Origin of the sequence: Nonomuraea sp. NPDC050643 (genome assembly GCF_040654715.1) — a bacterium.
Classification (GTDB): Bacteria; Actinomycetota; Actinomycetes; order Streptosporangiales; family Streptosporangiaceae; genus Nonomuraea.
Map to the genome: position 1 here is coordinate 368,220 of NZ_JBFAIM010000002.1, position 20,484 is coordinate 388,703.

A 20,484-nucleotide genomic window follows, 5' to 3' on the forward strand; every position below is an offset into this window, starting at 1 on the left:
GGTCCGTGGTCCCGCGGTCCGTGGTCCCGCGGTCCGTGGTCCGTGGTCCGTGGTCCGGTGAGCGTGGTCCCGCGGTCCGGTGGGCGTGGTCCCGTGGGGTCGCGGGGGCGCGGTCCGGGAGGTCGTGGGGCTCCTGGGGTTGGGCTCTGAGTGGGGATGGGTGCTTTGTGGGGGCCTTGTGGCAGGGGGCGACGTTGAGGTGGTGGGGTCTTCAGCCGGCGCCCCCTAAGTCCGCAGTGACTCCCTCACCCACCAGGCGCGGGAGGGTGGTGGGGGCGGCAGATGGCCAGGGATTGGGCGGGGAGTCGCAGGCCGTCCTCGTCCACCGCCACCGGCTCGTCCGAGGCCAGGAGTACCGTTCCCGGCGACAGCGGCAGCGTCACCGACTCCAGGGAGAAGTTCACCGCCACCGCCAGCGCCCCCCGCCACACCAGCAGCCACTTCCCCAGCGGATCCGCCTCCACCCGCACCCGGTCCAGCCGCGGATCCGACAGCTCGGGCAGCGCCTTACGCAGCGCGATCAGGTCGCGGTACCAGCACAGCAGTGACCAGTGCGCCTCCTCCTTGACCTCGCTCCAGTCCAGCTTCGAGCGCAGGAACGTCTCCTCCTCCGAGGGGTCGGGCGCCTCCCAGACGTACCCGAACCCGTCGAACTCCCGCTCCCTCCGCGCCCCCTCGCTCTCCCGCAACTCCGGCTCCACGTGATCGGAGAAGAACAGGAACGGCGAGCGCGCCCCCCACTCCTCCCCCATGAACAGCATCGGCGTGAACGGCGAGGTCAGCAGGAGTCCGGCCCCGAGTTTGAGCGCGGCGATCGGGAGCCGGTCGCCGGCGGGGCGGTTGCCGATCTGGTCGTGGTTCTGCAGGCAGGCCACGAGCCGGTGACCGGGCACCCCGGCGAACGAGTGGCCGTGGGCGCGGGCGCGGAAGGAGGAGTGGGTCCCGTCGTGGAACACGCCGCGGGTCAGGACCTTGACCAGGGCGGAGAGGTGGGCGAAGTCCTGGTAGTAGCCGTGGCTCTCGCCGCTGACGGCGCAGTGCAGGGCATGATGTACGTCGTCGTCCCACTGCGCGGTCATGCCGAGCCCGCCCGCGTCGAGGGAGCGCACCATGCGCGGATCGTTGAGGTCGGACTCGGCGATCAGCGACAGCGGCCGGCCGACCGAGCAGGCCAGTACGTCGACCTCCGCCGCCAGCTCCGCCAGCAGGTGCGTGGCGCGGCGGTCGTGCAGCGCGTGCACGGCGTCGAGGCGCAGCCCGTCGATGTGGAAGTCGCGCAGCCACTGCACGGCGTTGCCGATGAAGTAGCGGCGCACCTCATCGGAGTCAGGTCCGTCCAGATTGACGGCATCGCCCCAGTAACTGCCCTTGTATCCGGCGAAATAGGGCCCGAACGGGTGCAGGAAGTTCCCCGACGGCCCGAGATGGTTGTAGACCACGTCGAGGATGACCCCGATCCCGGCCCGATGACACGCGTCCACGAACGACTTGAGCCCGTCAGGCCCCCCGTACGTCTCGTTCACGGCGTACAGGTCGACCCCGTCATACCCCCAGTTCCGCCCCCCGGGAACGGGCGCGACCGGCATGACCTCGACGAAGTCGACGCAGAGCTCGACCAGGTGCGGCAGCCTCTCGATGGCCGCCGCGAACGTCCCCTCCGCCGTGAACGTCCCCACGTGCAGCTCGTAGATGACCGCCCCCCGCAGGTCCCGCCCCTTCCAGTCGTGGTCGGACCAGGTGAAACGGGCATGATCGTAGACGGCGCTCTGCCCGAAGATCCCCTCGGGCTGCCGCCGCGTCCGCGGATCCGGGTACGGCCCGCCCCCGTCCACCACGAAGCCGTACCGCGTGCCGTGCCCCACCCCCTCCACTTCGGCCGACCACCAGCCCCCTTCGCCGGATGACATCGCCCGGCGTTCCCCCAGGACGTCCACTTCGACGAGTGTGGCTTTCGGTGCCCAGACCTCAAAGATCATGTCGCTCCAGGAGTGAGACCGGATACTGACCGAGCAGGTGCGCGAGCGGGATGCGACCGGTGTGGAGGGCACCGGTGAGCAGGTCGCGCCAGGTCCCCGAAGGCAATGTCAGTGTCGTGCCGCCCCAGCCGGAGGCGGCCAGGCGTACGGGCAGCCGGGTCGCGACGGCCACCGCCTGCGGCCGCTCCCCGCGGGCGAAGGCGATCACGTGCTCCGCCGACTCCCCCTCCGCCCGCAGCGGCAGGTACGCGGCCTCGCCCCCGAGCCGCCGCCGCAGCCGCAGCGCCTGGGTCGTCAGCAGCAGCTTGGCCGCGTCCCAGGAGGTCTCCGGCTTGCGCGGATAGCTCACCGGCCGCCGGTTGTCGGGGTCGACCAGGGAGAAGTCGGTGGTCTCGTTCCCCTGGTACACGTCGGGCACCCCGGGCATCATGAGCTGCACGAGCTTGGCCCCGAGCGAGTTCGACTGCGCGAAGGGGTCGATCCGCTCGGTGAACCCGCCGACCGGCAGCCGTACGGCGGCCTCGGCGAAGTCCCGCAGCCGCCGCTCGTAGTCCGGGTCCGGGTCGACCCAGGAGATGGCGGTCTTGGCCTCGCGGGCGGCCTTGAGCAGGTAGTCGGTGAAGCGCTCGGCCGAGATCGGCCAGGCGGCCATGAGGTTCTGCCAGGCCAGGTAGTCGAGGTGCGGGTCGAAGTTGACCTGCGCAGACCACTCGGTCACCGCCGCCGCCCACTCTCCTGGCAGCTCCGACAGCACCGACAGCCGCGCCCGCACGTCCTCGGAGCGCTTGGTGTCGTGCGTGGACAACGTGGTCATCGTGTGGGGGGCCATCTCCGCGCAGAACGCGTGGAACTCCTCCACCGGCAGCCCGAACGCGTCCGGCTCCCCGCCCACCTCGTTCAGGCAGGCCAGCGGGAACCACCGGTAGAGCGCCGTGTCCTCGACGCCCTTGGCCATCACCGGGCCGCACGTCTGCTGGAAACGCACGATCGACTCGGCGGAGCCGTACAGGACCTCGTGGACCAGGGGTTGCACGGCGGGTGAGCAGGATTCGGCGGCCAGCTCGACGATCTCGGCCGACGCGGGCGGCACCGGCTCCCCGGGCACCACGTACGCGCGGTAGACCGGCATCGCGGCGAGCAGCTCGCGCACGGCGTCGGGGGCGCACGAGGTGACCCGGGCCAGCCGGTCCACCTCGGCGCCGAAGAACAGGTCGAGCACCTCCCGCTTGGCCTGCGCCATCACCGGCCGGTACTCGGCGGGCTGCCCCGTCATGTCGGTAAAGATCTGGATCAGTGGATCTTTGCCGGCGGGGTCGACGAACAGCCCGTTCACCCGGTTGAGCACCTCGTAGCCGGTGGTGCCGTCGCAGGGCCAGTCGGCGGGCAGCCGCTCGGGGCCGATGAGGATCTTCTCGACGACCGTCCACGCGCTGCCGACGCGGTCGCGCAGCCGTTCGAGGTAGCCGCGCGGGTCGGCCAGCCCGTCGGGGTGGTCGACGCGGAGCCCGTCCACCAGCCCCTCGTCGAGCAGCCAGAAGATCACCTCGTGCGTGGCGAACAGCACGGCCGGGTCCTCGACGCGCAGCCCGATCAGCGTCGACACGTCGAAGAAGCGCCGGTAGCCGGGCCCCTCACGCCAGTCGGCCAGCCGGTAGTGCCCCGGATGGGGGTAGGCGTGCTCGTGGTAGCGCAGCACGTCGCCGTCCACGACGGGCTCGGTGTCGTCGCCCAGCACGGGCAGCGTCACCTTCCCGTCGGCGTCCCAATAGATGTCGAACCAGCTCGCGTACGGCGAAGCGGGCCCGTCCTTCAGCACCGACCAGAACTGCGCGTTGACCGTGTTCATGTGGTTGGGCACGATGTCCACCACGATGCCCAGGTCTTGGGCGGCGAGCTGCTGGGCCATCTCCCTGAACCCCGTGGCCCCGCCGAACTCCTCCCTGATCCTGGAGTGGTCGATGACGTCGTAGCCGTGCCGCGACTCGGGCGTCGACTGCAGGATCGGCGAGAGGTAGACGTGGGTCACGCCGAGGTCGCGCAGGTAGCCGGCGATCTCGGCGACCTGGGCGAAGCCGAAGTCCGGGGTGAGCTGCACCCGGTAGGTCGAGACGGGCCTAGACACGGCGCAGCACCCGCACACTGCGGCCCGGCACCGCGATCGCCTCGCCCGCCTTGCACATCCGCGCGTCGAGCCTGATCGGCATCGCCGTGTCGATCTCGGTGTGCCACATCTCGCCGTAGTCCTGGGGGATCGCGAACTTGATCGTGTCGTAGTGGGCGTTGAACAGCAGCAGGAACGAGTCGTCCCGCATGGGACGGCCGCGCCGGTCGGGCTCGGTGATGGCGTCGCCGTTGAGGAAGACGGCCAGCGACTTGGCGTAGCCCACGTTCCAGTCGCCGTCGGTCATCTCCTCTCCCGAGGGGGTGAGCCAGGCGATGTCGCTGAGGCCGCGTACCGGCTTGCCGTAGAAGAAGCGCCTGCGCCGGAAGACCGGATGCTTCTTGCGCAGCTCGGCCAGGCTCTGGGTGAACTCCAGCAGCAGCCAGTTCTCGCGCACGTCCGACCAGTCCACCCAGGTCAGCTCGTTGTCCTGGCAGTAGCCGTTGTTGTTGCCCCGCTGCGTGCGGCCCAGCTCGTCGCCGTGCGAGAGCATCGGCACGCCCTGCGACAGGAACAGCGTGGTGAGGAAGTTGCGCTTCTGCTGCTCGCGCAGCGACTCGATGGCGATGCCCGCCGGGCCCTCCTCACCGCAGTTCCAGGAGCGGTTGTCGTCGGTGCCGTCGCGGTTGCCCTCCTTGTTGGCCTCGTTGTGCTTGCCGTTGTACGAGACCAGGTCCTGCAGCGTGAACCCATCGTGGCAGGTCACGAAGTTGATCGAGGCGGCGGGGCGGCGGCTGTCGTCCTTGTACAGGTCGCTCGACCCGGTGAACCGGGACCCGAACTCGGGCAGCGTCGCCGCCTGCCCCCGCCACAGGTCGCGGATCGTGTCGCGGTAGCGCCCGTTCCATTCCGTCCACCGCGACGGGAAGTTCCCGACCTGGTAGCCGCCCGGCCCCACGTCCCACGGCTCGGCGATGAGCTTGACCTGCGACAGGACCGGGTCCTGCTGCACCAGGTCGAAGAACGCGCTCAGCCGGTCGACCTCGTGCAGCTCCCGCGCGAGCGTCGAGGCCAGGTCGAACCGGAACCCGTCCACGTGCATCTCGATGACCCAGTAGCGGAGCGAGTCCATGATCATCTGCAGGACGTGCGGGGAGCGCATGAGCAGGCTGTTGCCCGTGCCCGTGGTGTCCACGTAGTACCGCTTGTCGTTCTCGACCAGCCGGTAGTAGTTGACGTTGTCGATGCCCCGGAAGCCGAGCGTCGGCCCCAGGTGGTTGCCCTCGGCGGTGTGGTTGTAGACGACGTCGAGGATGACCTCGATGCCCGCCTCGTGCAGCGAGCGCACCATCGCCTTGAACTCCAGCACCTGCCCGCCGCGCTGCCCCTGGCTGGAGTAGCGGTTGTGCGGCGCGAAGAACCCGATCGAGTTGTAGCCCCAGTAGTTGGACAGCCCGCGCTGCTCCAGGATGTGGTCGGTGACGAACTGGTGCACCGGCATCAGCTCCAGCGCCGTCACGCCGAGCTTGGTGAGGTGGTCGAGGATCTCCGGGTGGCCGAGCGCCGCGTACGTGCCGCGCAGGTGCTCGGGGATCTTGGGATGGCCGATCGTCAGCCCGCGCACGTGTGCCTCGTAGATCACGGTGTCGTGGTAGGGCGTCGCCGGCGGCCGGTCGTGCCCCCACCCGAAGAACGGGTTGATCACGATCGAGCGCGGCACGTAGGGGGCGGAGTCGCGGTCGTTCCTGGTGTCCGGATGGCCGAAACGGTAGCCGTAGACCGCCTCGTTCCAGTTGACACCCCCCTCGATGGCCATCGCGTACGGGTCGAGCAGCAGCTTGGCCGGGTTGGACCGCATCCCGTGCGCCGGGTCGTAGGGCCCGTGGACGCGGTAGCCGTAGCGCTGGCCCGGGTTGATGCCCGGCAGGTAGCCGTGCCAGATGAACCCGTCGACCTCGGTCAGCGGGACCCGCGTCTCGACGTTCTTCTCGTCGAACAGGCACAGCTCGACCTGGTCCGCGACCTCGGTGTAGAGCGAGAAGTTCGTGCCGGCACCGTCGTAGGTCGCCCCGAGCGGATAGGGGTCTCCCGGCCAGACTTCGATCATCGAGGCTCCCTTGCGGTCTGTCCCCATGTTCTGTTCCCCCGCTCCACCCGACAAGCCCGGGCCCCCACCGATCACTCTGATCTTTCCCCCGGGTTCCTGGTCAAACAGGGTGGACCGCCCCCGACGGCGCGGTATCGGAGGCGGCCCACGCACTCAGCATGCTCCCGTCCCGTTTGGCGGCGCCGTTCCGGGCTACATGCGGTTGTCATGAGTGGCTTCAAGCAGTTCTTACTCCGGGGCAACATCGTCGAGCTCGCAGTAGCGGTCATCATCGGCGCCACGTTCAGCGGCCTGATCCAGGCACTCGTCACCGACCTCATCACTCCCCTGATCGGCGCGATCACCGGTGGCCGGCAGCCGGACTTCGCCCAGTACTCCTTCACGATCAACGGCAGCCGCTTCAAGTACGGGGACTTCCTCAACCATCTGCTCAGCTTCCTGATCATCGCCGCCGTCGTGTACTGGCTGATCATGGCCCCGATGACCCGGCTCGTCCGGCTGCTCGACCGGGACAGGGCGGCCACCACCAAGCAGTGCCCCGAATGCCTGTCCGACATTCCCACCGAGGCGCGCCGCTGCGCGAGCTGCACCGTCGAGCTGGTGCCGGATTCGGAAAAACCCAGGTAGTGGCACGCGCGGAGGCGGAGCCGGTCGGCCAAGATGGACCGATGAGCGTTGAGTTGATGGTCTGGGACGAGCCGGTGCCGATCAGCAGGGACCAGGCACGCGCGACGTACCTGGCGGTCAAGCGGGCCGAGCCCGGCGGCGGCGACCCTCCCGAGGTCGCCAAGGAGCTGCCGGGAGAGGTCACGCTCTATCCCGGCGGGCACGTGCTGGTGACCATGGACCTCGACACGATGGACGAGACGTCCGCGCAGGTCTTCACCGTCGCCAGGGCTCACGGCCTGGTCTGCTACGACCCCCAGCGCGACCTCGTGCACAACGTGGCGCCGCTGGGGGTCTACGAGGGCATGCAGCTCCACACGGGTGACGGCATGGTCGTCAACGACCCCGACCTCGGCCTCGTCCACGACGTGCTGGCCACGATGTCCCCGCAGAACCCGTTCGTGGCCCTGGTCAACTTCGGCCGCCATTTTCTGCAGGTGTCGCCGGGCTACGAACTGGAGTACAAGGAGGGCACGCTCGTCCGCGCCACGGTGCCGGAGCTGGCGGAGGTGCAGCAGGCGTTCAACGAGTACGCCACGGACGACCGCTCGTTCCTGAACCGATATGAATGGGGTCCATGAGAACCCTCTACCCGCCCATCGAACCGTACGAGTCCGGCCTGCTGGACGTGGGTGACGGCAACCAGATCCACTACGAGGTCTGCGGCAACCCCGACGGCAAGCCGGCGGTCATGCTGCACGGCGGCCCCGGGGGTGGGTGCAGTGCCAAGCACCGCCGCCAGTGGAACCCCGAGCTCTACCGCATCGTCCTGTTCGACCAGCGCAACTGCGGCCGGAGCCGGCCCCACGCCTCCGACCCGGCGACCGACCTGAGCGCCAACACCACCTGGAACCTGGTGGCGGACATGGAGCTGCTGCGCGAGCACCTCGGCATCGACCGGTGGCAGGTGTTCGGGGGCTCGTGGGGCAGCGCGCTGGCGCTGGCCTACGCGCAGACGCACCCCGGCCGGACGACCGAGCTGGTGCTGCGCGGGATCTTCACCCTGCGTCCCCAGGAGCTGCGCTGGTTCTACCAGGAGGGCACCAGCCACCTGTTCCCCGACCTGTGGGAGCGCTTCGTCGCCCCGATCCCGGAGGAGGAGCGGGGCGACCTGATCGCGGCCTTCCGCCGGCGGCTGGAAGGGCCGGACGCCGACGCCCGGCTGCGGGCGGCCAAGGCGTGGTCCCAGTGGGAGGGTGGCACGGTCACGCTGCGGCCCGATCCGGCGCTCGTCGCGGATTTCGGCGAGGACCGGATGGCCGTCAGCTTCGCCAGGATCGAGAACCACTACTTCACCCACGACGGCTGGTTCGAGCCCGACCAGCTCATCAGGGACGTCGGCAAGATCCGGCACATCCCGGCGGTGATCGTGCAGGGCCGCCACGACGTCTGCACCCCCATGGCGACCGCCTGGGACCTGCACAAGGCGTGGCCCGAGGCCGAGTTCCACGTGGTCGACGACGCCGGGCACGCCTATTCGGAGCCGGGCATCCTCGACCGGCTCATTGGGGCAACAGACGGCTTCGCGCGAGACGTACGGCAGGGGTGACGGCGCCGACCAGCAGCAACGCGAACAGCGGCGCGAGGCCCAGCCCCAGCAGGAAGCCCGCGGCCACGTCGTGCGGATAGTGCACGCCGACGAACACCCTCGAGAACGCCATGAGGGCCGCCAGCGGGAACACCGCCCAGGCCAGGGAGCGCCAGACCAGCGCGAGCGTGGCCGCCGCGCCCGCCGCGATCACGGAGTGGTTGCTCGGGAAGGACCAGTCCGCCGGGGGCGGGCAGGCGGCGATCGTCGCGATCCCGCCCCGGCAGGGCCGGTCCTCCCGGATGAGGAGCTTGGCGACCTCGCTCACGACGTAGGCCAGCACGATCCCCGCCGGGCCGGCGATCACCAGTGCCAGGTCCCGCGCCGGGCCGCGCCACGACCGCAGGAAGGCCACCACGAACAACGCCGCGAACACGAATAACCCCGCGTCCGTGCCCACTTCGGCGAGCGTGTGCAGCCAACCGGGGGTGGCCATGGCGAAGTCGACGATGTCCTGATACACACGTGTCCAATCGATGAATGATCAATGGACACGACCTTACGAACAGAACGCGGCAACCGCCTCCACCATTGGGTGGAAAGTCGGGAATTCGCCTGAACTCAGGCCAGGAACTGGCGGACCAGCGCGGCCTGCCTCGTCTCCAGCTCGCCCTGGGTGATCAAGCCCCGGTCGAAGGCCTCGGTGGTGGCGTCGCGCTCGGCGACGTAGTAGGCGGCCATGATCTCGCTGCGGAGCGGCGTGAACCCGCGCTCCACGCAGTCGGAGAAGATGGTGACCTTCCGCTCCACGGTGTCCGCTGGCACCGTGCACGCCAGATCGTGCGCTTTGAGCTGCCGAACCGCTTCACGGAGCGTGACCGGGCCGAGGGACCCGTTGAACCGGGTGTCAAGAGTGATCTTCACTTTCTTTGCGCCTCCGTACGTTTGCAACGTTCCGGGCGATGCCGCGTATTCCCTGCTCAGAGCGGGTAAGAGGGCAGTCGTGATCGGAGCGCACGTGATCGTCGGCTACAGCGACGACCAGGGCGGGCGAGACGCTCTCGCCCTGGCCGCCGCGATCACGGGCGTGACCGGCGGCGAGCTCACGGTCGCCACCGTCTACCCGCCCGGCAGCCCGGGGCTGGCCGTCGAGGCGCAGGCCAACCTGGCGCACGCGGCCGAGAACCTGGGGCCCGCGCCAGCCGACTACCTCACGTTCGAGAGCAGGGGCACCGGGCGCGGGCTGTCGGTGCTGGCCGGCCGGATCAGGGCCGACCTGATCGTGGTCGGCTCGGCGACCGGCGGGCAGCCCGGCCGGATCGCGATCGGGTCGGCCTCCGACCATCTGCTGCACCGGTCGTCCGAGGCGGTGATGCTGGCGCCCGCACAATACGCGCCGCCCGGCGCGCCCGCCCGGCTCACGCTCGCCTACGTGCACCGGCCGCAGTGCGACGCGGCGGTGGAGCGGGTGGCGCAGGCGGCGCTACGGCTCGGTGTGCCGCTCCGGCTGATCACGCTCGACCTGCGCACGGAGGACCAGGGCCGGCTCAGGGACGATCTGGCCCTGGCCGTCCGGCTGGCCTGGGAGACGACCGGGATCGAGGCGGAGTCCGAGGTGGCCGAGGGCCACGACGCGGCGGCGGCGCTGGCGGACGTCGAGTGGCTGCCCGGCGAGCTGCTGGTGTGCGCGGCCGGCGAGGACGCCCAACCGCACCGCGTGTTCCTCGGTGAGCTGGCCATGAAGGTGCTGCGGGCCTCCTCCTGCCCCGTCGCCGTGCTACCGCGGGGCTTCTCCTAAGCTTGCCGGATGTGTTCCCGACGCGCGTGATCGTGGTCGCGGTGCTGGCCGCGCTGTCCAGCGTGTACGTCCTGGCGGGGGCCGCCGGGGCCGTGCTCGTCTTCGCCGTGCAGTGCCTCTACACGTTGTGGTCGAGGGCGTGGTGGCTGCTGGCGGCGCAGGCGGTGCTGGTCACCTGGGTGACGCTCGGCTCCGGGGCGTCCGTGGTGGTGCTCGGCTATCTGGCGGGCTCGCTGCTGGTGACCCGGCTGTGGGCGCTGGCCCCGGGGGTGGTGTTCGGCGCGGTGGTGATCGCGTACGCGCGGAGCGGTGACGTGCCGGTCACGCTTGACCTGGCGATCACCACGGTGCTGATGACGTTGATCGTCCCCGGGCTCATCCGCCTGGTGGAGCGGGTCGACGACCTGCACGCCACCCGCCTGGCCCTGGCCGCCGCGGCGGTGGGCGAGGAGCGGCTGCGCATCGCGGCCGAGCTCAGCGACGGTCTCGGCCGCGGCCTGACGGCGATCGTGGAGGGCGTACGCGGCGGGCGCGACCTCGGCGAGGTGACCGACACGGCGCGGCGCTCCCTGGCCGGCGCGCGGACGGCGGCGTCGAGCTACCGGGCGATGTCGCTGGCGCCCGAGCTGACCACCGCCCGCGCCATGCTGGCGGCGGCCGGGGTCGAGGCCGAGGTGCGCTCCGGGCACACCGAGCCGCTGGGACCGGCGGGGGCGCTGCTGGCGGCCGTGCTCAGGGAGGCGGTCACCGACGTCGTACGCCGTGGCGCCGCCCGTACCTGTGTGATCGAGACCCGCGAGACGGCCGGCACGGTGCACCTGCGTGTCACCGACGACGGCCGCCGCACCGCCGAGGACGACGACCTGAGCGGGCTGATCGAGCAGGTGCGCGCCGCGGGCGGCACGCTGCGCGGCGCGCTGTCCGACGCGGGCCGTCACACCGTCGAGGCGAGCCTGCCCGCACCGCGCCGCCGGGCCGAGCCCCGTGAGCCCGCAGGCGTCTCCGTGCTGCTGCTGGCCGCCGTGCTGATCGGGTTCAGCGCCAAGGCGCTGCTCCAGATCCCGCCCGGCCTGCTCCTGCCCGCCGCCGCGATGCTGGCCGCGATCGTGGTCATGCAGCTCAGGTCCGTCACCGGGCGGCACATGGCCGCGCTGGCGGTGATGGCGGTGCTCACCTACGCGCCGATCCCGGTGTTCGGCCCGATCTGGCTGGGGATGAGCGGGTTCCTGGCCGGCCCCGTGCTGCTGGCCTTCCGGCCCCGGGTGGCCTGGCCGCTGACCGCCGCCATCGTGGCCGCCACGGGCGCGATCGCCGCGCGCTTCGGGCTGCCCCTGCCGGAATGGGCGAACGTCACGGTCAGCACGCTCGTCACGGGGCTGGTGATCTACAGCCTGCTGCGCCTGGCCCAGATCGTGAAGGAGCTGAGGACGGCCAGGGAGGGCCTGGCCCGCTCGGCCGTGGTCGAGGAGCGGCTGCGGGCCGCCCGCGACCTGCACGACCTACTCGGACACAGCCTGGCCGCGATCCTGCTCAAATGCGAGCTGGCCCGCCGCCTGCCGCCGGAGCGCGCGCGGGCGGAGCTGGCCGACGTGCTCGACATGGCCGAACGCGCTGGGCACGACCTGCGCTCGGTGTCGGGCGAACAGCGCGACCTCTCGCTCGCGGCCGAGACGGACTCGGCCGTGTCCGTCCTGCGGGCGGCCCACGTCGAGGTCACCGCCGCCCTGGCGCACCCGCCGCTGCCGCCCGAGGTCGAGACCGTGCTCAGCGCCGTGCTGCGCGAGGCCGTCACGAACGTCCTGCGCCACAGCGCCGCCCGCCACTGCGCGATCGAGACGGCCGCCGACGGCGACCGGGTACGCCTGAGCGTGCGCAACGACGGCGCCCACCGGGCCGGCACCCGCCACGGCTCGTCGGGCCTCGGCAACCTCACCACCCGCCTGGCCGCCCTGGACGGCCGGCTCACCACGGAGGCCGCGGACGGCTGGTTCCGGCTCGACGCCCGCGCGCCGCTAGATCCAGCCCGACTCGGTGGCGATGCGCACGGCGTCGGTACGGTTGCGCGCGTTTAGCTTGGCCACGATGGCCGTCAGGTAGTTGCGCACGGTCCCGGCGCTCAGGTGCAGCCGGGCGGCGACGTCGGTGGCGTCCGCCCCGCCCGCCATCAGCCGCAGCACGTCGGCCTCGCGCGGCGTGAGCGGGTTGTCGGCCAGGTCCCAGGCCGTGATCGCGAGCGCCTTGTCGAGCACCCGGTTGCCCCGGGCGACCTCGCGGATCGCGGCCACCAGCTCCTCGGGCGGCGCCGTCTTCAGCAGGAACCCGCTCACCTGCGCCGCCAGGGCCCGCTTGAGGTGGCCGGGCTTGCCGTACCCGGTGAGCATGAGCGTGTGGCACGCCGGCACGCGGGCGCGGATCCGGGCGGCGGCCTCCAGGCCGTCCAGCTCGCCGGGCATGTCGATGTCGAGGACGGCCACGTCGGGCAGGTCCACGGCGGCCGCGGAGACGGCGGCGGCGCCCGTCTCGACGGCGGCGACGACCTCCAGGTCCGGCTCCAGGCCGATCAGGGCCGCCAGGGCGCCCCTGATGACCGCCTGGTCTTCGGCCAGCAGTACGCGAATCACGGAGACATGTCTACCAGTGTCCGAATCATGAGGAGGTCATGGGTGATCGGTGACGGCGTCTCTGGGCCGCGTACCCGCTGGTCGGCAGGCTGGAGGACATGACGACGGACGCGGTACGGCTGGAAGCCGTGAGCAAGGTGTACGGAAAGGGCCAGGGCGCGGTGGCGGCCCTGCGGGAGGTGTCGGCGGGGATTCCGCGCGGCTCCTTCACCGCCGTGATGGGCCCGTCGGGGTCGGGCAAGAGCACGTTCCTGCACTGCGCGGCGGGCCTGGACGTGCCGTCGTCGGGCTCGGTCCGGCTCGGCGGCACGGAGCTGGCGAACCTGGACGAGACCGCACTCACCGAGCTGCGCCGGCGGCGGGTCGGCTTCGTGTTCCAGGCGTTCAACCTGATCTCCGCGCTCGACGTGGTGGAGAACGTCACCCTCCCCCTCCGCCTGTCCGGCGCCCGCGTGGACGGGGAACTGCTGGCGGAGATCCTGCGCAGGGTGGGGCTCGAGGGCCGGGCCGGGCACCGTCCCGCGCAGCTCTCCGGCGGCCAGCAGCAGCGGGTCGCGATCGCCAGGGCGCTGATCACGCGTCCCGAGGTGGTGTTCGGCGACGAGCCGACCGGCGCGCTGGACACGATGACGGCCAGGGACGTGCTGCGCCTGCTGCGCGACGTGGTGGACGGCCTGGGCCAGACCGTGGTGATGGTGACCCACGACCCGCTGGCCGCCTCGTACGCCGACACCGTGCTGTTCCTGGCCGACGGCCGGATCGTGGACGCGATGACCGCCCCGACGCCTGAGAAGGTGGCCGAGCGGATGACCGGGCTGGGGGCGTGGAAGTGACCGGGTTCGCGCTGAAGACGCTGCGCCACCGCAAGGGCGCGTTCGCGGGGGCGTTCGTGGCGCTGCTGTGCGCCGCCGCGCTGGTGTGCGCGTGCCTGATGCTGCTGGAGACCGGCCTGCGCGGCACGGTCGCCCCCGAGCGGTACGCCGGGGCGCCCGCGATCGTGGCCGCCGACCAGTACGTCCGCGAGACCGTCGTCAAGGGCGACGGCGACACCAAGACCAAGGCCAAGCCGCTGTCGGAGCGCGCCTGGCTGCCCTTGACGGTCGTCGAGGCGCTGGAGCGTACGCCCGGCGTGGCCAAGGTGGTCCCGGAGGTGACGTTCCCGTTCGGCGGCTTCACCGGGCACGGCTGGGAGTCGGCCGCGCTCACCCCGTTCACGATCGCGAAGGGACGTGCACCGCGCGCGGACGACGAGGTGATCGTGGACGCCGGGGCCGGTCTGGAGGTGGGGGCGCGGCTGCGCGGATACCGCGTGGTGGGCGTCACCGCGCAGGCCCTGCCCGGTCAGGACACCGTGTTCTTCGCCACCGCGCAGGCCCGCCGCCTGGCCGGGCATCCGGGCAAGGTCAGCGCCGCCGGCGTCTTCCCCGGGATCTCCGTCGCCCCTCAGGGCGCGGTGCTGTACACCGGGCTGGAGCGCGGGCGGCTGGAGTTCCTCGACGCGGAGCAGGCGCGGGTCAAGCTGATCAGCATGGGCGGCGCGCTGGCCGGCACCTCGCTGCTGGTCGCGCTGCTCGTCGTGGTCGGCACGTTCGCGCTGTCGATCCAGCAGCGGCACCGCGAGCTCGCGCTGCTGCGGGCCGTGGCCGCCACGCCCGGCCAGATACGCAGGCTGGTCGGCGACGAGGCCCTGCTGGTCGGCGTACTGGCCGGGGTGCCGGGCGCGGCGGCGGGCATCGGGCTCGGCCTGGGGCTGCACGGCGTGTTCGTGACCCTCGGCGCGACCCCGGCGAACCTGGGCCTGGTGCTCAGCCCGTTTCCGCCGCTGATCGCGCTGATCGTCACGGTGGGCGCCGCCTGGGCCGCCGCCCGGGTCTCCGCCCGCCGCCTGTCCAGGATCCGCCCGGTCGAGGCGCTCGGCGAGGCCGCGCTGGACAGCGGACGGCTGCCCGGGTGGCGGCTGGCGGCCGGGGCGGTGCTCGTGGCGGGCGGCGTGGCGCTCACCCTGGTCCTGTCGGGGCTGGACACCGAGGCCGCGGCCACGCCGGTGACCATGCTGACCGCGCTGGTCTGGACGATCGCCCTGGCCCTGCTCGGCCCGCTGGTCGCCAGGGCCACGCGACTGATCCCGCTGCGGGCCGCCGGTCCGAGCGGCTTCCTGGCCGCCAGGAACCTGCGCGCCGCCCCCAAGACGCTGGCGTCCGTGCTGGCGCCGCTCACCCTGATGGTGGCGATGACGTGCACGATCCTGTTCGCCCAGACCACGATGGGCCACGCCGCCCAGGAGCAGGCCGACGCGGGCACCCTGGCCGGCTACGTGCTCCCCGGAGCCTCCGCCGACCAGGTACGGCGCGTCCCCGGCGTGGCGGCCGTCACCCCGGTGCTGCGCACGTCGATCCGGGTCGGCCTGGACAAGTACGGCGCCCAGGCCATCGCCTACGACCCGCGCACCATGGACCTCGGCGTCGTCGGCGGCTCCATGGACCGCTTCGGCCGGGGCTCGGTCGCCCTCAGCCGCACCGCCGCCGCCCACCTCGGCCTCGCCCCCGGCGACCGGGTGACCCTCACCCTCGGTGACGGCACCCCCGCCACGCTCGGGGTGGCCGCCGTCTACACGCGCGGCCTGGGCCTCGGCGACGTGACGCTGCCGTACGAGCTGGTCCGCGGCCACGTGGACGACCCCACGGGCACCCTTCTGGTGTCGGCGCCCACCCTGACCAGGGCCGCCCTGGCGGAGGCGGTGCCCGGCGCGCTCGTGCTCGACCGCGCCCAGGCCGCCGATGTGGCCGCCGCCGATCCGCAGGTCACGTTCGTGGCGCTCGGCCTGATCATCGCCTTCACCGCGATCGCCGTGGTCAACACCCTGGCCATGGCCACTTCGGGCCGGGTGAGGGAGCTGGCCGTGCTCCGGCTGGCGGGTACGACCAGGCGGCAGGTGCTGCGCATGCTCCGGCTGGAGACGCTCGGCGCGGTGCTGACCGCCGCGCTGGCGGGCACGGCGGTCTCCTGGGTGACGCTGGCGGCGTTCGGGGCCGGGATGACGGGGTCGGCGACGCCGTACGTGCCGCTGGGCACGTACGCGCTGGTGGTCGTCGCGGCGGCCGTCCTGGCGCTGCTGTCCACGGCCCTCCCGGCGCGGCGGGCCCTGCGGACCCGCCCGGCGGACGCCCTGGCCTAGCGGCTGCCCGCGACCTTCTCGTACAGCTCCAGGTAACGGTCGGCCATGACGGACGGGGAGAAGCGGCGGCGGGCCTCCCGGCGACATTCCTCCGGGTCCAGCTCGTCCACCCGCAGCACCCACTCCGCCAGCTCCTCCTCGCTGTCGGCGAGGAAGCCGGTGCGGCCGTGGTCGATGATCTCCGGCAGGCAGCCGCGCCGCAGGCCCACGGGTGGTACGCCGAGGGCCAGGGCCTCCACCACGGCCGTGCCGCCGGGCTCGTCCCACTGGATGGGGAAGAGCGCGGCGCGGGCCGAGGCGTACAGGTGGTCCCTGGCCGGGCCGCCCACCGACCCGACCCACCTGACCAGCTCCTCGTCCAGGTAGCGGGACACCTGGTCCAGGTGGTAGCGCACGTCCGGGTGGCTGTGCAGCGGGTGGTAGGGGTTCTGGGCCACCACGTCCAGCTCGGCGGGTGTGTTCCGGCCGCTCACCGGGCCCGCCAGCACCAGCGGGAGGCCGAGCTTCTGGCAGATCCTGGCCGCCACGTGCTGACCCTTGAGCCCGCAGATGCGGCCCATCACCACCAGGTGATCGCCGCGTTCGGCCCGCAGGTCGCGGTCGGCGAGCGGGGTGGCCAGGTGGATGGCGCCGAGGGAGGCCGCGCGCAGCGCTTCCGGAGCGCGGGCCAGTTGCGAGTCCGACACCCCGTTGACCGCGACCGACGGCGGGAACGAGCCATAGAAGGCGGGATGTTTGTGCAGGTCCCAATGGAGGGTGTGCAGGACGGGCGGGCCGCCCAGGGCCGACAGCACGGCCGGGCCCACCACCTCCACGTGATCGTGCACGAGGTCGATGTCGTCGCGGGAGCGCAGCTCGTCCACCACCCTGGCCAGATGGGCGTGGGTGATGCCCATGACCTGGTTGTACGGCTTCTGCAGCTCCGTGAACTGACCCTCGTCGTAGACGCTGATCAGCTCGTCCACCTCGAGCGGGCTGGAGCCGACGGAGGCCAGCACCACCTCCACTCCCCGCTCACGCAGCGCGGGCACCAAGGTGGCCACCACGTTCTCGATACCGCCGTAGCCGGCGGGCGGGACCTCGAGCCACGGTCCCGCGTTCACCAGGACTTTCATGCCGGATCCTCCTCAAGAACCAGGGAGGCGAGCGGAGGGCGCTCCGCCACGGCCACGTCCACCAGACCGGCCTCGCCTTCCAGCCCGAACTGCAGCAGCGTGTGCGACGGAGGCTCCGAGGCCAGCACGCGGCCCTGGCGTTCCAGGCGGGACCAGGCGGTCTGCATGATCTGCCCGGCCATCCGGCCGAGCGCGGTCATCGACTGGTGGGTGTGGGTGCGGTGTCCCAGGTCCACCTGGGCCATCGCGTCCAGCCCGACGAGCTGGAGCAGGTCGACGAGGAGCCCGAACTCCACGCCGTACTCGGTGACGAACGGCACCTGTTCGAGCACCGCGCGTCTGGCGGCGTACTCGCCGCCGAGCGGCTGGGCGAAGCCGGCCAGCTCCGGCCAGAACATGTTGAGCAGCGGCCTGGCCACCAGCTCGGTCACGCGTCCGCCGCCACCTCGCTGCGTGACGCCGTCCGCGCCGATGTACGGCCGTTCGTAGGTCGCCTTGACGAAATGGGTGTCACCGTCCACCAGCAGCGGACCCACCAGTCCCGACACGTAGTGCGCGCCGAAACTGCGCAGGTCGGCGTCGATGAACACGATGATGTCCCCGGTGGAGGCGGCCACTCCCTTCCACAGCGCCTCCCCCTTGCCCGTCAACGGCGGAAGATGCGACAGGACCTCGTTCTGCGCCACCACCCGGGCGCCCGCCTCGCGGGCCCGGTCGGCGGTGGCGTCCCTGGAGTTGGAGTCGACGACGAGGATCTCATCGACGAGCGGCGTGCGCTCGACGAGGTCTCTGCGGATCACCCTGACGATGTCGCCCACCGTGCTCTCCTCGTCGCGAGCAGGCAGGATCACGCTTACCGTGGTGTTTCCCTTGGCCATCATTAAGGCGTCCACGGGCCACTCGGCGGCGGTGCTCGAGTGGGGTCCGTACCATTCTTGGACTCTGGCCAAGGCTCGCACATCTGTCTCCATGCAGTCAGCCCCGATCTCATGAGGTCACGGCATCTGCCCGGTCCATAGGCTTTCGAACATGTTTGTTTGATTACGCCTACACGTGGCATATGCCGGATTGTGTCCCCAATGACCCGTATCGGCATCGTAGGTGCCGGAAATGTCGCCGCTCGCCATGCAGACGTCCTGTCCGGCTTCCCCGATGTCACGATCGCTGGAATCGCCGACACGGATCCCCACAAGGCCGAGGCTCTGGCCTCCAAGCATGGCTCCCCCGCCTATGGCGGCCATGCGGACCTGCTGAATGCCGGCAGTCTGGATGCGGTCTACGTCTGTGTGCCTCCTTTCGCGCACGGTAACCCGGAACGTGATGTTCTGTCGTGTAATCTCCCGATTTTTGTGGAAAAACCCCTTTCACTCGATCTCCAAACCGCAGAAATGATCGCGACCGAAATCGAGCGGAGATCTCTTCCCTCCGCGGTCGGCCACCACTGGCGCTATCTGGACATCGTCGAAAGGGCCCGTGACCTGCTCGCCGACCGCCCGGTACGCCTCGCGCTCGGCCACTGGCTGGACAAGGTCCCCCCGGTCGGCTGGTGGCTCGACCCCGGCATGTCCGGCGGCCAGATCGTCGAGCAGGCGGTGCACGTCCTGGACCTGGCGCGGCTCCTGGTGGGCGAGGTGTCCATGGTGCACGCGGTACCGGCGGGCAGCACGGTGGACGGTGAGGTGGACCGGGCCACGGCGGCGGTCATGCGCTTCGCGGACGGTGCCGCCGGGATGCTGGCGACCTCCTGCCTGCTCGTCCAGAAGCACCGCGTGGGCCTCGAGGTGTGCGCCGACGGCATCGCGCTAGAGCTCAGCGAGACCCGGCTGCTGGTGGACGGAGAACGGGTGATCGAGGACGACGGCCAGGCCAAGACGCGGGTGGACCGGGAGTTCGTCAACGCGGTGCAGGGTAGGGAGGCCGATGTCCGCGTACCGTACCGGGAGGCGCTGCGCACCCACCGCCTGGCGCTCGCGCTGGCGCGTTCCGCCGCCGAAGGGAAGCCGGTGATGCTCGATGAGTGACCTGCTCAGCATCGAGGCGCCGGGCGAGGTCTGCCTGGTCGAGGAGAAGCTGCCCGACCTGCCCGAGGGCGGGTTCATGGTGGCGACCACGCACAGCGGGATCTCCGCCGGCACCGAACTGACCTACGTCAAGGGCACCAACCCCTACCTCGGCTCGACCTGGGACCCGGCGCTCGGGCTGTTCCTCCAGGGCACGCCGTCGGTGGAGTATCCCGTGCGCGGCATCGGCTACATGCAGGTGGGCCTGGTGACCGAGACGCGGACGCGGGCCGTGCGCGAGGGCGCGCTGGTGGCCATGTGCTACGGGCACCGTACGGCGTACGTGGCCGACCCGATGCAGGACCGGTTCGTCGAGCTGCCCGACGACCTCGACCCCATGCTCGGCATCTACGTCGCCCACATGGGCCCGATCTGCGCCAACGGCCTGCTGCACGCCGCCCACGACCTGCACGGCCCGGCCGTGGGGCAGTTGGGCGACGGCGTGCGCGGCCGGCGGGTCGTGGTCGTGGGCGCCGGCGTGGTCGGGCTGCTGACCGCCTGCTTCGCCATGTCGGGCGGCGCGGCCGAGGTCGTCGTCGTGGACGAGACCCCGGCCAGGCTGGCGGTCGCCGAGGCGCTCGGCGCGAACGTCCTGGCCGTCGGAGACGACGCGGCGGCGACGCCGGCCGCCGAGGACGACCCGGCCGTGACGCTGAAGCGCCGCTGGCGCCACGCGCCCGGCGACCGCGGCGCCGACGTGGTGTTCCAGTGCCGCGGCCAGACCAGGGCGCTGGCGCTCGGGCTGCGCCTGCTCCGGCCGCAGGGCACGCTGGTGGACCTGGCCTTCTACACGCAGGGGGCCGACGAGGTGCGGCTCGGCGAGGAGTTCCACCACAACGGGCTGACGCTGCGCTGCGCCCAGATCGGCAGGGTGCCGCGCGGCCTGGCGCACGCCTGGGACAGGGAGCGGCTCTCGCACGAGACCGTCACCCTGCTCAGGGAGCACGGCCCGCGGCTACGCGAGCACGTGATCACCGACGTGGTCGGCTTTCCCGACGCTCCCCAGTTCCTGGCCGACCTCGCGGCCCGACGACGGCAGACCGTGCAGGCCGTGCTCTGCGACGACGTCGAGGATGAGGGCGGCTGACCAGCTGAAGTCCCGGCAGCCGTGGCCGCGCAGCGTGAAGGGGTCGAAGTATTCGCGGAAGCCGGAGTGCGACACCGCGCGGATCATGGCGTCGGCCAGCGGCCCGGCCAGGTCGGGGCGGCGCTCCCGCAGGCCCTGCCAGACCAGCCAGGTGAGGTTGATCCAGCTCGGGCCGCGCCAGTAGCGGGCGGGGTCGAACTCGGGCGCGGCCGGAGCGTAGCTGGGCAGCACGGCGTCCTTGAGCGCGAAC

The 20,484-nt window shown here is 71.6% G+C and carries 17 protein-coding genes; 9 read left to right on the forward strand and 8 right to left on the reverse strand.

The features are described from left to right. Positions 1-245 precede the first annotated feature (245 nt). From treZ to glgX, 3 genes are read right to left on the reverse strand one after another with little or no spacing between them, the layout of a single operon-like run. Positions 246-1,934: a malto-oligosyltrehalose trehalohydrolase gene (gene treZ, locus AB0I15_RS03935; protein ID WP_358089693.1), complete on the reverse strand. Its 1,689-nt coding sequence runs from the start codon at positions 1,932-1,934 to the stop codon at positions 246-248. Between the two features lie 31 nt (positions 1,935-1,965). Further along, positions 1,966-4,098, reverse strand: a complete 2,133-nt coding sequence (gene treY / locus AB0I15_RS03940; RefSeq protein ID WP_358089695.1) for a malto-oligosyltrehalose synthase — start codon at positions 4,096-4,098, stop codon at positions 1,966-1,968. Next, a complete protein-coding gene (glgX, locus tag AB0I15_RS03945) occupies positions 4,091-6,184 on the reverse strand; it encodes a glycogen debranching protein GlgX (RefSeq protein ID WP_358089698.1) in 2,094 nt (697 codons plus the stop codon). The genes treY and glgX overlap by 8 nt, the downstream gene beginning before the upstream one ends. A 207-nt stretch (positions 6,185-6,391) precedes the next feature. On the opposite strand from glgX, the gene mscL reads away from it, so the two are divergent. From mscL to pip, 3 genes are read left to right on the forward strand one after another with little or no spacing between them, the layout of a single operon-like run. Continuing rightward, positions 6,392-6,811, forward strand: coding sequence for a large conductance mechanosensitive channel protein MscL (mscL, locus tag AB0I15_RS03950; RefSeq protein WP_358089700.1), 420 nt, complete (start codon positions 6,392-6,394; stop codon positions 6,809-6,811). Between the two features lie 41 nt (positions 6,812-6,852). Then, on the forward strand, positions 6,853-7,431 hold the full coding sequence (locus AB0I15_RS03955; protein WP_358089703.1) for a hypothetical protein: 579 nt from the start codon (positions 6,853-6,855) through the stop codon (positions 7,429-7,431). Beyond that, the gene (gene pip, locus AB0I15_RS03960; protein WP_358089706.1) at positions 7,428-8,399 is read left to right on the forward strand and encodes a prolyl aminopeptidase; all 972 of its coding nucleotides are present in this window, start codon (positions 7,428-7,430) and stop codon (positions 8,397-8,399) included. The genes AB0I15_RS03955 and pip overlap by 4 nt, the downstream gene beginning before the upstream one ends. Here the strand turns inward: pip and AB0I15_RS03965 are convergent. After that, positions 8,353-8,901, reverse strand: a complete 549-nt coding sequence (locus AB0I15_RS03965) for a phosphatase PAP2 family protein (protein ID WP_358089709.1) — start codon at positions 8,899-8,901, stop codon at positions 8,353-8,355. The genes pip and AB0I15_RS03965 overlap by 47 nt on opposite strands. Positions 8,902-8,999: 98 nt before the next feature. After that, positions 9,000-9,302: a hypothetical protein gene (locus AB0I15_RS03970; RefSeq protein WP_358089711.1), complete on the reverse strand. Its 303-nt coding sequence runs from the start codon at positions 9,300-9,302 to the stop codon at positions 9,000-9,002. A gap of 79 nt (positions 9,303-9,381) precedes the next feature. Between AB0I15_RS03970 and AB0I15_RS03975 the strand changes: the two genes are divergently transcribed. Both AB0I15_RS03975 and AB0I15_RS03980 read left to right on the forward strand, forming a co-directional pair. Next, positions 9,382-10,176 carry a universal stress protein gene (locus tag AB0I15_RS03975; protein ID WP_358089714.1) on the forward strand — a complete coding sequence of 265 codons (795 nt, stop codon included), beginning with the start codon at positions 9,382-9,384 and terminating at the stop codon, positions 10,174-10,176. Between the two features lie 11 nt (positions 10,177-10,187). Continuing rightward, positions 10,188-12,248: a histidine kinase gene (locus tag AB0I15_RS03980; protein WP_358089716.1), complete on the forward strand. Its 2,061-nt coding sequence runs from the start codon at positions 10,188-10,190 to the stop codon at positions 12,246-12,248. Here AB0I15_RS03980 and AB0I15_RS03985 read toward each other — a convergent pair. After that, the gene (locus AB0I15_RS03985; protein WP_358089719.1) at positions 12,189-12,797 is read right to left on the reverse strand and encodes a response regulator transcription factor; all 609 of its coding nucleotides are present in this window, start codon (positions 12,795-12,797) and stop codon (positions 12,189-12,191) included. The genes AB0I15_RS03980 and AB0I15_RS03985 overlap by 60 nt on opposite strands. A gap of 98 nt (positions 12,798-12,895) precedes the next feature. Between AB0I15_RS03985 and AB0I15_RS03990 the strand changes: the two genes are divergently transcribed. Beyond that, entirely contained in the window at positions 12,896-13,630 is a 735-nt protein-coding gene (locus AB0I15_RS03990) for an ABC transporter ATP-binding protein (protein ID WP_358089722.1), read from the forward strand. Continuing rightward, on the forward strand, positions 13,621-15,972 hold the full coding sequence (locus AB0I15_RS03995) for an FtsX-like permease family protein (RefSeq protein ID WP_358089724.1): 2,352 nt from the start codon (positions 13,621-13,623) through the stop codon (positions 15,970-15,972). The genes AB0I15_RS03990 and AB0I15_RS03995 overlap by 10 nt, the downstream gene beginning before the upstream one ends. Here AB0I15_RS03995 and AB0I15_RS04000 read toward each other — a convergent pair. Then, the gene (locus AB0I15_RS04000) at positions 15,969-17,087 is read right to left on the reverse strand and encodes a glycosyltransferase (RefSeq protein WP_358089727.1); all 1,119 of its coding nucleotides are present in this window, start codon (positions 17,085-17,087) and stop codon (positions 15,969-15,971) included. The genes AB0I15_RS03995 and AB0I15_RS04000 overlap by 4 nt on opposite strands. Next, entirely contained in the window at positions 17,084-18,058 is a 975-nt protein-coding gene (locus AB0I15_RS04005) for a glucosyl-3-phosphoglycerate synthase (RefSeq protein WP_358089730.1), read from the reverse strand. Before AB0I15_RS04005 ends, AB0I15_RS04000 begins: the two co-directional genes overlap by 4 nt. 108 nt (positions 18,059-18,166) lie before the next feature. On the opposite strand from AB0I15_RS04005, the gene AB0I15_RS04010 reads away from it, so the two are divergent. Next, positions 18,167-19,108, forward strand: a complete 942-nt coding sequence (locus AB0I15_RS04010; RefSeq protein ID WP_358089733.1) for a Gfo/Idh/MocA family oxidoreductase — start codon at positions 18,167-18,169, stop codon at positions 19,106-19,108. Then, positions 19,101-20,234, forward strand: coding sequence for a zinc-binding dehydrogenase (locus AB0I15_RS04015; protein WP_358089735.1), 1,134 nt, complete (start codon positions 19,101-19,103; stop codon positions 20,232-20,234). The genes AB0I15_RS04010 and AB0I15_RS04015 overlap by 8 nt, the downstream gene beginning before the upstream one ends. Positions 20,235-20,484: the final 250 nt, after the last annotated feature.